Raw genomic sequence first — 12,097 nt, 5'->3', positions numbered from 1 at the left:
GAAATACTCCTTGTGTGGATGATGGCATTGAACAATGGAGTGCCGCGCCGGTTAAAAAGTTGCAGCGCTTGGCCTCGGCGGGGCAGTCCATCGCAAATCGTGGTTAAGACGTTTCCCTGCAAGGTGTAAGATGGCGCCTATTTACGCAACAGGTAATTCCCATGAGCTTCAATCTGGCTGACAAGCCCCTGGCCGAGCGCGCCGCGCTGGAAGACGAAAAATCCCGACTCTTTGAACTGTGGCAAAACAACCTGGGCAAGGCCAAGGGCGATGCTGCCCGCCTGTTTGGCGAGCGCTCCAAGCGCAAGGGCAAGTGGGCCGAGTGGGTGCGTGCCGAACTGGACGGCATGTCGCCGCCGGAATACGCCAACATGGTGCGCAGTGAAGTCAATCGACTGATGGCCGCCAACAAGTAAACCTCAGGCAAACGTCGCGGTAATGGCCTCGCGCACCTTGAGCATTGCCGGATCCATTTGCGTGTGGGTCCGCCAGCCCAGTTCGATGGGGTAGCGGGGCAAGGCCAGGGGGCAGGGCAGCAAGGCCAGGCCGCTGAGGTCGGCAATGGCCCGGGCAGCATGGGCCGGAATCGTCGCTACGGCCTGGCTGCCCTTGAGCAGGAATGGCAGCGCGGCAAAGTGGGTGGTCGAGGCACAGACTCGCCGACTCAGGCCAAGCCCGGCCAGTCCTTCGTCGGTGATGCCGATGAAGCCCCCCGAAGATACCAGCAGATGCTCGCGGGCCACGAACGCCTCCAGGCTGAGGGATTGCTGGCCGTGCGTCAGGCTCGCCGCGTCCAACAGGCAGGCGTAATCGCCTTCACCCAATACCTGGCGGCTGAGCAGCCGCTGCGCGAAACCACCCGCCGTGATCGCCAGGTCGAGATCGCGCTCCATCAAGGCCCGGCCGACGATCTGGCTGTGGGTCTGACGGAAAATCAAGCGCAGGCCCGGCGCACGTCGGGCCACTTCGTCGATCAGGCGCCGCCCATGGGCAATCTCGAAATCGTCCGACAGGCCGACGATCACCGAGCGGCCGTCATAATGGCTGGCATCCGGGTCGACCATCGCCAGGCTCTGGCGACATTTGTCCAGGGCTTCGCTGATCACCGGTTTCAGCTGGTTGGCCCGCAGCGTCGGCGCCAGCCCCCGACCCGTGCGCACGAATAATTGATCGTCATACAACCCGCGGAGCCTGCGCAATGCGGCGCTGATGGCCGACTGGGTCACGCCCAGGCGCAGGGCGGCGCGGCTGGCGCTGGATTCGTCATGCAAGGCTTCGAAAGTCTTGAGCAGATTGAGGTCGATGTCGGCGATATTCATGGGGCTCATATCATTTAGCAGCATTCGGGGCTTTATTCATGATCGGTCGCTCCTTGAGAATCAGCAACACCTGATGATCACGGAGTTGAAAACCATGCCCAAATCCATTGTGGCTGCCCTGCAGATCGGCTCGTTGCCTGGCGGCAAGGGCGAGACCCTGGCGCAGATCCTTTCCTACGAAGACGCCATTCGCCAGGCCGGTGCACGCCTGGTGGTGATGCCTGAAGCGTTGCTCGGTGGCTATCCCAAGGGCGAGGGGTTCGGGACGCAACTGGGTTACCGGCTGCCGGAGGGGCGTGAAGCGTTCGCTCGCTATTTTTCCAATGCCGTTGATGTACCCGGCGTAGAAACCGAAGCGTTGGCCGGGCTGTCGGCGCGTACGGGAGCGAGCCTGGTGCTGGGCGTCATCGAGCGGGTCGGCAGCACCCTGTACTGTACCGCGCTGTATTTCGAACCCGATGCGGGCCTGGTGGCCCGGCACCGCAAGTTGATGCCCACCGGTACCGAACGGCTGATCTGGGGCAAAGGCGATGGTTCGACCTTGCCGGTGATCGACAGCCAGGTTGGCCGGGTCGGCGCGGCGGTGTGCTGGGAAAACATGATGCCGCTGCTGCGCACCGCGATGTACGCCAAGGGGGTGGAGGTCTGGTGTGCGCCCACGGTGGATGAGCGGGAGATGTGGCAGGTGACCATGCGGCATATCGCTCACGAAGGGCGTTGTTTTGTGGTCAGTGCCTGTCAGGTCCAGGCCTCGCCGCAGGCGCTGGGTATCGAGGTCGCGCACTGGCCGGCCGAGCGGCCGCTGATTGCCGGTGGCAGCGTGATTGTCGGGCCCATGGGCGATGTGCTCGCCGGGCCGCTGAAAGACACTGCCGGGCTACTGACCGCCGAAATCGATACCGATGACCTGGTTCGCGCGCGCTACGACTATGACGTGGTCGGGCACTACGCCAGGCCGGATGTGTTCGAACTGGTGGTGGACGAGCGCGCCAAGCCAGGCGTGCGCTTCACGGCGTGATTCACCACGTCGCCGCGGAGCCTGGCAGTTCGAGGGTCCCGCGGTCGACGAAGCGCATGGTGCCGAACGCGCCGCCGGCGAGTTTGCCCTTGAGCACATAGGGCAGGTTGTCCAGGCTTTGGGTCTGGCTCAGGCCCAGGGTCTGGCGCAGTACGGAAAACGCCGAAATGCTCACCGGGACGCTCAGGATCGCTTCGGAAAAGCGCGGGATCGAGCCGGCCTGGTCACTGACCCCTGTCGCCAGCGTACGGCCGTTGACCTCCAGGTCCAGCGCCACGCCGTTGTAGTCGATGGCGGTTTCGTTGGGGTTCTGCACGCGCAGCTTCACGGCGAAGCGCACTTCCAGGCCCTGGTTGGGCAGCGGTTCGATGCCGACCACGTTGATGTTAAGCGGGTCACGGTGCGGGAAGAGGGCGCAGGCGCTAAGGCTGAGCAGGATCAGGAATACGGAAAGGCCGAGGATTCTGCGCATGGATTGACTCTCAAAGAATGAAAAAACCGGAAGCGATTGAGCACGATACCCCACAGGTGCTTGTGGCGAGGGGATTTATCCCCGCTGGACTGCGAAGCAGTCCCAAAAATCTGAATCCAACCCGTCGGATCGGTTGAATCATCTCTTTTGGGGGCCGCTTCGCGCCCCAGCGGGGATAAATCCCCTCGCCACAAAGTCCGGTTCCGGTAGATTGCCGGGCGATCGTCGGCGTGTGGCTCCTGACAGTTTCTGACACCAGCCTCTGCTAATCTGCGTCATCTTTTTCTTTGCGGACAGTCCATTGTGTCGCGTACCACTCGGCTGCTCACTTTGCTGCAAGTCTTGCGGGGCAAGCGTTGCCCGGTCACCGCTGCGACGTTGGCGGGTGAACTGAATGTATCCGAGCGTACCTTGTACCGCGACATTGCCGAACTCACGGCCCTCGGCGCGCCGATCCAGGGCGAGGCGGGCGTTGGTTATGTATTGCGCAGTGGCCTGTTCCTGCCGCCACTGATGTTCACCGCCGATGAAATCGAAGCCATTGTGCTGGGCTTGCGCTATGTGGATCAGCGCGCCGATGAGGTGCTGGGCAAGGCGGCCGCCGACGCCCTGGCGAAGGTTGCCGCGGTGCTGGCCCCTGATGTGCGGGATGCGTTGCGCAACCCTACGGTCCTGCCGGGCCCGCCGGGTTATGGTTATCCGCAGAACACCGTGGAACTGAATGTCTACCGCCAGGCCATTCGTGCCCAGGCCAAGCTGCACATCGACTACGCCGACGTGAACAAGACCCCGAGCCAACGCCTGATCTGGCCGCTGGCCCTGGGCTTTTTCAATGAGGCGCGAGTGGTGGTGGCCTGGTGCGAATTACGCGGTGCCTACCGGACCTTTCGCACCGACCGGATTGCCTCGGCCACCGAGCAGGGCGAGCGGTATCCGGGCCGGCGCAGCGATTTGTTGCGGGACTGGTTTGCGTTGATGAAGTTGGACGAAACCGGGCGTTTTACTCCTGACAAAAACTGACACAACGCTGTTCTAGCATGGTGCCAGATCGATAAAACAAGGAGCCATACCATGTCCAATCCCGTCTCTTCCCTGGCCCCGGCCATCGCCGGCTACATCGCGGCTGCCAATGCCCGTGACAGTTCGGCGGTGACGCGTTTCTTCGCCGAGGATGCCAACGTGTTCGATGAAGGCCAGCACCGCGTTGGCAGCCAGGCCATCGCCCAATGGATGGAAGACACCGCCCAGCGATTCCAGCCGCGGGTGGAAGTCCTCAATGTGCAGCAGCGCACTGGCAAGGTGCTGGTGCAGAACCTGATCTCCGGAACATTCCCCGGAAGCCCGCTGGAGTTGCGTTATACCTTTCGGCTCGATGAGCAGGGCAAGATCAGTCGGTTGGATATCTCGATTTAGCAGTCTGCACCCTGTTATGTGAACACTATTGTGGCGAGGGGATTTATCCCCGCTGGACTGCGAAGCAGGCCCATACGGTTTGAGGCCTGGCGTCTGCTTCGCAGCCGAGCGGGGATAAATCCCCTCGCCACAGGAGGCACGGTTCTTCTGAGCGTTTCGCATGGCATACTCCCCACCTTCGTTTTCCGGACCCGGGCCGTATGACTTTCGACTCCCCCTTGACTGCCTGGCAGCATGCCATCGAACACCACGGTTTCGTCCAGGACGAGGCCCAGGAATTGGCCATCATGGCGCTGGAGCAATGCCACCAGGCGTTGCACGAAGGGCGCAAGTCGATCAAGGGCGTTTATCTCTGGGGCCCGGTGGGGCGTGGCAAGACCTGGCTGATGGACCGCTTTTATGAAAGCCTCAAGGTGCCGGCCCGCCGTCAGCACTTCCATCATTTCATGGCGTGGGTGCACCAGCGTTCGTTCCAGCTCACCGGCACGCCGGATCCTTTGCAAGCCCTGGCCCGGGAGTTGAGCGCAGAAGTACGGGTGCTGTGTTTCGACGAACTGTTCGTCAACGACATTGGTGACGCGATCATTCTCGGGCGCTTGTTCCAGGTGATGTTCGAGCTGGGCATGGTGATGGTGAGCACCTCCAACCTGCCACCGGAAGAACTCTATGCCAACGGCCACAACCGTGAGCGCTTCCTGCCGACCATCACCGCGATCAAGCAGCACATGCAGATCGTGCCGGTGAACGGCTGGCAAGACCATCGCCAGCACCCAGGCCAATTGCAGCAGCGTTATTGGCTGCGCGATCCCGGGCAGCCCGATCCGCTGGGCGATGTCTTCAACCTGTTGACCAAGGGGCAGGTGTCGAGCCGCGCGCCGATTGACGTGGGCCATCGCCTGCTTGAACCGGTCCAGGCCAGCGATACGGTGCTCTGGAGTCGTTACGCCGACCTGTGTGAGCAACCGTTCTCAGCGTTGGATTTCATGGCGCTGTGCGACCGCTTCAGCGTCATCCTGCTCAGTGACGTGCCCTGCCTGAGCGCCGAACAACGCGAGGGGCGCATTGCCCGTGGCACCGAGGACGGCGTTGAACGGGTCGTGGCCGGTGACCGTGAGTTGCCGCAGTTATCGGTCCACGACGACGGCGTGCGACGGTTCATCGCCCTGGTCGATGAATGCTATGACCGCAAGGTACCGTTGTGCCTTTCGGCTGCGGTGCCGATGGATGAGTTGTACACCGAGGGCTATCTGCAATTCCCGTTTCGCCGTACGCTCAGTCGCCTCCAGGAAATGCAAATGCAACGTTTTGGTCAGCCAGCCTGACCTGTATCCCGCCGACGGCATCGAGCCGCCGGTACTACCGAAGTGAGATGGAAGGTCATGGAAGAACCCAAGGACATTCTTGTTCTGCAAGCCAGCTACACCAACCCGGTCCACGCCGAAGCGATCTGTCATGTGCTCAACGGCTATGCGCAGGACCCGATGGGCGGAGGACATCCGTTGCCGACCGAGGTGCTGTTGCATCTGCCCGAGGAACTGGCCAAGCGTCCTCATGCCTTCAGCGTGCTGGCTTTTGTCAACGGCGAGCCGGCGGGGCTGGTTAATTGTTTCGAAGGTTTTTCAACCTTTGCCTGCCGGCCTTTGGTGAACATCCACGACGTGGCGGTGATGCCGGAATTTCGCGGCCTCGGGTTGAGCCAGAAGATGCTGCAGAAGGTCGAGGATATTTCCCGCCAGCGCGGTTGCTGCAAGATCACTTTGGAAGTGCTTCAGGAAAATGCCGTGGCGCAGGGCAGCTACGCCAAGTTCGGCTTTGCCCCTGGCATGTTCGACCCCGCCCACGGCCCTATGCAGTTCTGGATCAAGCCCCTGTAAAAGCGGGCATCCGATCGGTTTCGATTATTTCTGCACGACTTCGGCCAAGGGCGCCTTGGGCTGCATCAGGCTGAAGTCGATCAGGGCCTTGCGTGGGGTTTGATACGGGTTGCCGATCAGCAGTGGACGGGCCTTGAAGTCATCGCTGACCAGGCTCTTGCTGTGGTCCAGCTCGTCAAAACTCAAGCCGGCCAGGTCCGCCCAGGTGTGGATCAGGTGTGAACTGCTGTAGGGGCGTGACAGCTCGCCGGCAAAGTTCCAGTCATGGTTTTCGCGCCACTTGGGCGAAGCCCAGGCCATGAAAGGAATGGTGTACATCGGTGCGGTCGGTTTGCCTTCGTTGCGGCCCAGCGTGCCGTGTCCCGGCGAGTCGAACACGTCTTCGCCGTGGTCCGAGAGGTACAGCAGGAAGCCGTTGGGATCGGTCTTGGCGTAATCCTTGATCAGGCTGGATACCACGAAGTCGTTGTACAGCACCGCGTTGTCGTAGCTGTTGTAGGTCGGGACTTGGTCATCACGCAAGCCCGCCGGTACGCCCTGGCGGTCAGTGAATTTGTTGAACGTCGGCGGATACCGGTACTGATAGCTCATGTGGGTGCCGAGCAGGTGCACCACAATCAGCTTGCGTGGGGCGCTGTCGGCCAAGGCCTTGTTGAACGGTTCGATCACGTCGCCATCGTATTGCGCGGCATTCTGGTTGCGGTTGTTGTTCAGGTACACCTGTTCATCGGCCTGTTGGGAAAAGGTCGTGAGCATGGTGTTGCGCTTGGTCATGGTCTGCTGGTTGGTGATCCAGAAGGTCTTGTAGCCGGCCTGCTTCATCATGCTGACCAACGATGGCGTACTCAGGTACAGGTCTGGGCTCTCCTCGTCGGCGAACGTCAGCACCTGCTGCAGCGCTTCGATGGTGTAGGGGCGCGGGGTGATGACATTGTCGAACACCGAAAGCTGGTCCTTGAGCTTGTCCAGCTCCGGCGTGGTTTCCCGCGGGTAACCGTACAGGCTCATGCGCTGGCGGTTAGTGGATTCGCCGATCACCAGCACCAGGGTGGCTGGCTGTTCTGCGGTGGCATCCTTGAGATTGCTCAGGGGAGCAATCTTGCTGGCGCTGTGGAGCATGCCTTGCATGTTTTCCAGCTGTTCACCGTAGCGACGATAGGCCACCAGCATCTGCCATGGCACGGCCGGCTCGATGCGATCTTCGAACTTCTCCAGGCCACCGGCGAAACTGCCGGTGCGCAGGGTTTGCTTGACCAGCGGATAACCGGCCACGGCGAGCACGATGACGGCTGCGGCGACCATGGCCTGGCCCCGAGGCAGGTACACCGGACGCAGACGGGTCCAGAGCCAATAGCCAACAGCGGTGTGGGCCAGGAACGCCGCCACCATCCACCATGCAAAATACTGGGTCAGGTACTCGCCGGCTTCAGACACGTTCGATTCGAACATGATGAAAATGACGCTCTGGGAAAATTCCTGCTGGTAAATGAAGAAGTAGCCCAGGCTGGCCATGGAGCAAGCCCACAGCACCACGCCGATCAATGCCGCGAGCACGCGTGTACGGGTGGGGAAGAGGAGCAGGGGCGCCAGCCACACCGCACTCATCACGAACGCTTGGCGAAAGCCGGTGAAACCGGAAGTGTCGCTCAGCAGGATGAGCAGTTGGGTGATGCCCGAGAAATACCAGAAGAACAGAAACAGCCAGCCGAGTCCGGCCCAGTCGAAACCTTTCGCAGTCGTTTTGCTGCGTTTGAACAAGCTCATCAAGCGCTCCAGCCTTTATCGACGAGGCTGCCGGCACCGGATTGGTGACCGCAGGCCTGCGTCGAGCAACCCTAAAGGCGGGGAGTATTACGAGCCGGTTGTGAAAACTTTGTGAGTTTTTCGGATACAAAATGCACGTGAGGTACGAATGCACCTGTGGCAAGGGGATTTGTCTCTAGGGGCGGGACCTGTGGGAGCAAGGCTTGCCCGCGATAGCCGCGCCGCGGTCGAACAGCTGAACCGCGTTATCGTTCATCGCGGGCAAGCCTTGCTCCCACAGATAGAGTTCTCGCCTCAAGTGGGCACGGCAGGACTTGCATGAAAGTGACGCTGTTTGACCAGCATCACTTCTTCGACTGTGCCTATGGGGCGGTTACCGAGCCAGGGACTGGCTCTGGTGGGACAGCTGTGCGTGTTGCAGCTGCATGCGCAACTGCGTCACTTCATCGAGCAGCAGATCGCGTTCTTCCTTGAGTAGGCGCAATTCATCGCGACGAATGGTCACATAAAGGGTTTGGGGAGGACGTGCGGTAACGACAGGGCCCATTGCTCACCTCGCAAATGGCGTACATCAACTATAGAGATGTCGCCATGATTTGGTCGACACCTCTACTATCGGCGCCGATTCTGATTTCTTTTGCTTGTGATTGGAACTTTTTTATTTTTCATGGTCGCTGTGTCTTTGGCCGGATCTTGAGCGTTATCCCTTGTGATCGCTCGAATTACCCGGAAACTATGCAGCAATGCTCTGGACTAACCTCCATTAGTCGATAGTGTTAAATCTTTGACACACCTTTATTTGTAGTAGGGAGCATCAGCACATGCAACTCGGGATCATTGGACTGGGCCGCATGGGCGGCAATATTGCACGGCGCCTGATGCTCAATGGGCACACCACCGTCGTCTATGACCGCAATGCCGCTTTTGTCGAAAACCTGCGCCAGGAAGGCGCCACGGGCGTGGCGGACCTGCCGGCGCTGGTCGCCGGCCTGGAAAAGCCACGGGCGGTCTGGGTCATGCTGCCGGCAGGCGCACCCACCGAAGACACCATCAACGTTCTCAGCGAGCTGCTCGAGCCGGGCGACGTGATCATTGACGGCGGCAACACGTATTACAAGGACGACATCCGTCGCGCCCAGGCCTTGTCGGAAAAAGGCCTGAGCTATATCGATGTCGGCACCTCCGGCGGTGTTTGGGGCCTGGAGCGCGGTTACTGCATGATGATTGGCGGCGAGGCCGAGGTGGTGAAGCGCCTGGACCCGCTGTTCGACAGCCTGGCGCCGGGCATGGGCGACATCCCGCGCACCCGTGATCGCAAATCCGACGATGACCGTGCCGAACGTGGCTACATCCACGCGGGCCCGGCGGGTTCGGGACATTTCGTGAAGATGATCCACAACGGCATCGAGTACGGCATGATGCAGGCCTTCGCCGAGGGCTTCGACATCCTCAAGACCAAATCCAGTGAAAGCCTGCCCCCGGAGCAGCGTTTCGACCTGAATGTCGCCGATATCGCCGAAGTCTGGCGGCGCGGCAGCGTGGTGTCGTCCTGGTTGCTGGATTTGACCGCCGACGCGTTGGCCAGCGATCCGAAACTGGACGGTTTTTCCGGTGAAGTCGCCGACAGTGGGGAAGGGCGCTGGACCATCGAGGCCGCCATCGAGCAAGCAGTGCCGGTTCCGGTCCTGTCCAGCTCGCTGTTCGCCCGTTTCCGCTCGCGCCAGCAAAGTACCTACGGCGACAAAATGCTCTCGGCCATGCGTTTCGGCTTTGGCGGCCACGTGGAGACGCCGAAGAAATGACCTCGATCGCCAGCAAATCCAAGGCAGAACCTGCGCCGCCGACCACGTTGTTCCTGTTCGGCGCCCATGGCGATCTGGTCAAGCGCCTGCTCATGCCGGCGCTTTACCACCTCAGTCGCGACGGTCTGCTGGAGGATGGGCTGCGCATCGTCGGAGTTGACCACAACGCCATCAGCGATGTGGATTTTGCCAAGAAGCTCGAAGACTTCATCCGTAACGAAGCGGCGAGCAAGGGCGGTGATGCCGACCGCGCGCTCGATCCGGCGCTGTGGGCCAAGCTGGCCCAGGGCATCAGCTACATCCAGGGTGATTTCCTCGATGACGACACCTACCAGGCGCTGGCGGCGAAAATCGCCGCCAGCGGCACCGGCAACGCGGTCTTCTACCTGGCGACCGCGCCGCGTTTTTTCAGTGAAGTGGTCAGCCGCCTCGGTGCGGCCGGGCTGCTTCAGGAGCAGGAGGGGGCTTTCCGGCGGGTGGTGATCGAAAAACCCTTCGGCTCCGACCTGCAAACCGCCGAAGCGCTGAACGCCTGCCTGCTCAAGGTCATGAGCGAGAAACAGATCTATCGCATCGACCATTACCTGGGCAAGGAGACGGTGCAGAACATTCTGGTCAGCCGTTTCTCCAACAGCCTGTTCGAGGCTTTCTGGAACAACCACTACATCGACCACGTACAAATCACCGCCGCCGAAACCGTCGGTGTGGAAACCCGTGGCAGTTTTTATGAACACACCGGCGCCCTGCGGGACATGGTGCCTAACCATCTGTTCCAATTGCTGGCGATGGTGGCCATGGAGCCGCCAGCGGCATTTGGGGCCGACGCCGTGCGTGGGGAAAAGGCCAAGGTCGTCGGGGCGATCCGGCCCTGGTCGGTGGAACAGGCCCGCGCCAACTCGATCCGTGGCCAGTACACCGCCGGTGAAGTCGCTGGCAAGGCGGTGACCGGTTATCGCCAGGAAGCCAACGTCGCCGCCGACAGCAACACCGAGACCTACGTGGCCCTCAAGGTCATGATCGATAACTGGCGTTGGGTGGGCGTACCGTTCTACCTGCGCACCGGCAAGCGCATGAGCGTGCGGGATACGGAGATCGTCATCTGCTTCAAGCCGGCGCCTTACGCGCAGTTTCGCGACACTGAAGTCGACGAACTGCAACCCACGTACTTGAGAATCCAGATTCAGCCCAATGAAGGCATGTGGTTCGACCTGCTGGCCAAGCGGCCGGGGCCGGCGCTGGACATGGCCAATATCGAATTGGGCTTTGCCTATAAGGACTTCTTCGAAATGCAGCCGTCCACGGGTTACGAAACCCTGATCTACGATTGCCTGACCGGTGACCAGACTCTGTTCCAGCGCGCCGACAATATCGAAAACGGCTGGCGCGCCGTGCAACCGTTCCTCGATGCATGGCAGCAGGACGCAACGGTCCAGCCTTACAAGGCCGGTGAAGATGGCCCGGCGGCCGCCGACGACTTGCTGACTCGCGACAATCGCGTCTGGCATGGCCTCGGATGAGTGATCTGGTGAAGCGCCCCATCCGGTTTTTACTCAGCGACATGGACGGCACACTGCTGTTGCCTGATCACAGTCTCAACCAGCGCACCATCACTGCGGTTCGCGCATTGCGTGAAGCTGGCGTGCTGTTCAGCCTCGCCACCGGGCGGCCGCCGCGGGCGATGTTGCAGCAGATCGAGGCCCTGGGCGTCGACCTGCCCACGGCGGCGTTCAATGGCGGCACGCTGGTTCATCCCGACGGCAGTTTCCTCGCTGTCCATTACCTGCCGCCGGAGGCGGCACTGGCCACCCTGGCGCTGTACGCCGATCAGTCGGGCATCGAAGTCTGGGTATTCGCCGATGGCGATTGGCTGGTACGTGACGCCCACGGGCCGATGGTGCCGGTGGAGACGCGTGGCCTGGGCTACCCGCCGGTTGAAGTCGAGAGTTTCGAGCCTTACCTGGAGCGGATCGACAAGATCGTCGCCACCAGCGCCAACACTGACTTGCTGGTGGAACTGGAGGCTCGGCTGCATCCGCTGCTCAAGGGCCAGGCCCAGGTGTCGCGTTCACAACCGATCTACTTGGATGTGACGGCGATGAAGGCGAACAAAGGGGAAGCGCTGTCGACCCTGGCCGCCTTCCTCGACGTGCCATTGGAGCAGACCGCGGCCATGGGCGACGGTGGCAACGACCCGGCGATGTTTCACCGGGCGGGATTATCGATTGCCATGGGGCAGGCGGAGGAGGCGATCAGGCGTCAGGCGGATGTGGTGACCGCCGCCGTGACCGAAGATGGCGCGGCCCTGGCGATCGAGCGGTACATCCTGCCGTAGGATGTCCTGACCTGTAGGAGCTGGCGAAGCCTGCGATCTTTTGATCTTTCGCTTGAGACTTAAGTGTCTGGGGAAAGATCGCAGCCTCGTTGCACTCGACAGC

Annotated in this window: 13 protein-coding genes; 9 read left to right on the top strand and 4 right to left on the bottom strand. The window is 61.2% G+C overall.

Annotated features, from left to right (window positions below; genetic code table 11):
• Positions 1-161: 161 nt before the first annotated feature.
• On the top strand, positions 162-416 hold the full coding sequence (locus BLP82_RS01815; RefSeq protein WP_003181187.1) for a hypothetical protein: 255 nt from the start codon (positions 162-164) through the stop codon (positions 414-416).
• A gap of 3 nt (positions 417-419) precedes the next feature.
• On the opposite strand, the gene BLP82_RS01810 is transcribed toward BLP82_RS01815, so the two are convergent.
• Positions 420-1,328, bottom strand: coding sequence for a LysR family transcriptional regulator (locus tag BLP82_RS01810; RefSeq protein ID WP_092165023.1), 909 nt, complete (start codon positions 1,326-1,328; stop codon positions 420-422).
• Positions 1,329-1,413: 85 nt separating this feature from the next.
• On the opposite strand from BLP82_RS01810, the gene BLP82_RS01805 reads away from it, so the two are divergent.
• On the top strand, positions 1,414-2,337 hold the full coding sequence (locus BLP82_RS01805; RefSeq protein ID WP_092165021.1) for a carbon-nitrogen hydrolase family protein: 924 nt from the start codon (positions 1,414-1,416) through the stop codon (positions 2,335-2,337).
• A 1-nt stretch (position 2,338) separates the two neighbouring features.
• Here the strand turns inward: BLP82_RS01805 and BLP82_RS01800 are convergent, their stop codons facing one another.
• A complete protein-coding gene (locus tag BLP82_RS01800) occupies positions 2,339-2,809 on the bottom strand; it encodes an LEA/WHy family protein (protein ID WP_092164830.1) in 471 nt (156 codons plus the stop codon).
• A 303-nt stretch (positions 2,810-3,112) separates the two neighbouring features.
• On the opposite strand from BLP82_RS01800, the gene BLP82_RS01795 reads away from it, so the two are divergent.
• From BLP82_RS01795 to BLP82_RS01780, 4 genes are all read left to right on the top strand, one after another.
• Positions 3,113-3,829, top strand: coding sequence for a helix-turn-helix transcriptional regulator (locus tag BLP82_RS01795; RefSeq protein WP_092164822.1), 717 nt, complete (start codon positions 3,113-3,115; stop codon positions 3,827-3,829).
• Positions 3,830-3,880: 51 nt separating this feature from the next.
• On the top strand, positions 3,881-4,222 hold the full coding sequence (locus BLP82_RS01790; protein ID WP_092164820.1) for a nuclear transport factor 2 family protein: 342 nt from the start codon (positions 3,881-3,883) through the stop codon (positions 4,220-4,222).
• A gap of 200 nt (positions 4,223-4,422) precedes the next feature.
• Positions 4,423-5,544, top strand: a complete 1,122-nt coding sequence (zapE, locus tag BLP82_RS01785) for a cell division protein ZapE (RefSeq protein WP_092164818.1) — start codon at positions 4,423-4,425, stop codon at positions 5,542-5,544.
• Between the two features lie 57 nt (positions 5,545-5,601).
• The gene (locus BLP82_RS01780) at positions 5,602-6,096 is read left to right on the top strand and encodes a GNAT family N-acetyltransferase (protein WP_092164816.1); all 495 of its coding nucleotides are present in this window, start codon (positions 5,602-5,604) and stop codon (positions 6,094-6,096) included.
• Positions 6,097-6,120: 24 nt separating this feature from the next.
• Here BLP82_RS01780 and BLP82_RS01775 read toward each other — a convergent pair whose 3' ends face one another.
• Together BLP82_RS01775 and BLP82_RS31115 are read right to left on the bottom strand one after the other, a co-directional pair.
• Entirely contained in the window at positions 6,121-7,860 is a 1,740-nt protein-coding gene (locus tag BLP82_RS01775; RefSeq protein ID WP_092164814.1) for a phosphoethanolamine transferase CptA, read from the bottom strand.
• A gap of 373 nt (positions 7,861-8,233) precedes the next feature.
• Entirely contained in the window at positions 8,234-8,407 is a 174-nt protein-coding gene (locus tag BLP82_RS31115; RefSeq protein ID WP_013693491.1) for a DUF6026 family protein, read from the bottom strand.
• Between the two features lie 250 nt (positions 8,408-8,657).
• Here BLP82_RS31115 and gnd point away from each other — a divergent pair, with 250 nt between their 5' ends.
• From gnd to BLP82_RS01760, 3 genes are read left to right on the top strand one after another with little or no spacing between them, the layout of a single operon-like run.
• On the top strand, positions 8,658-9,662 hold the full coding sequence (gene gnd, locus BLP82_RS01770; protein ID WP_256574159.1) for a phosphogluconate dehydrogenase (NAD(+)-dependent, decarboxylating): 1,005 nt from the start codon (positions 8,658-8,660) through the stop codon (positions 9,660-9,662).
• Complete coding sequence (gene zwf, locus BLP82_RS01765) at positions 9,659-11,179, top strand: glucose-6-phosphate dehydrogenase (protein ID WP_092164811.1); 1,521 nt, start codon at positions 9,659-9,661, stop codon at positions 11,177-11,179. The genes gnd and zwf overlap by 4 nt, the downstream gene beginning before the upstream one ends.
• The gene (locus tag BLP82_RS01760) at positions 11,176-11,994 is read left to right on the top strand and encodes an HAD family hydrolase (protein ID WP_092164809.1); all 819 of its coding nucleotides are present in this window, start codon (positions 11,176-11,178) and stop codon (positions 11,992-11,994) included. The genes zwf and BLP82_RS01760 overlap by 4 nt, the downstream gene beginning before the upstream one ends.
• Positions 11,995-12,097 lie beyond the last annotated feature (103 nt).

The organism is Pseudomonas sp. NFACC37-1 (assembly GCF_900101575.1).
Classification (GTDB): Bacteria; Pseudomonadota; Gammaproteobacteria; order Pseudomonadales; family Pseudomonadaceae; genus Aquipseudomonas; species Aquipseudomonas fluorescens_AA.
This window is presented reverse-complemented; position numbering and strand designations above follow the sequence as displayed.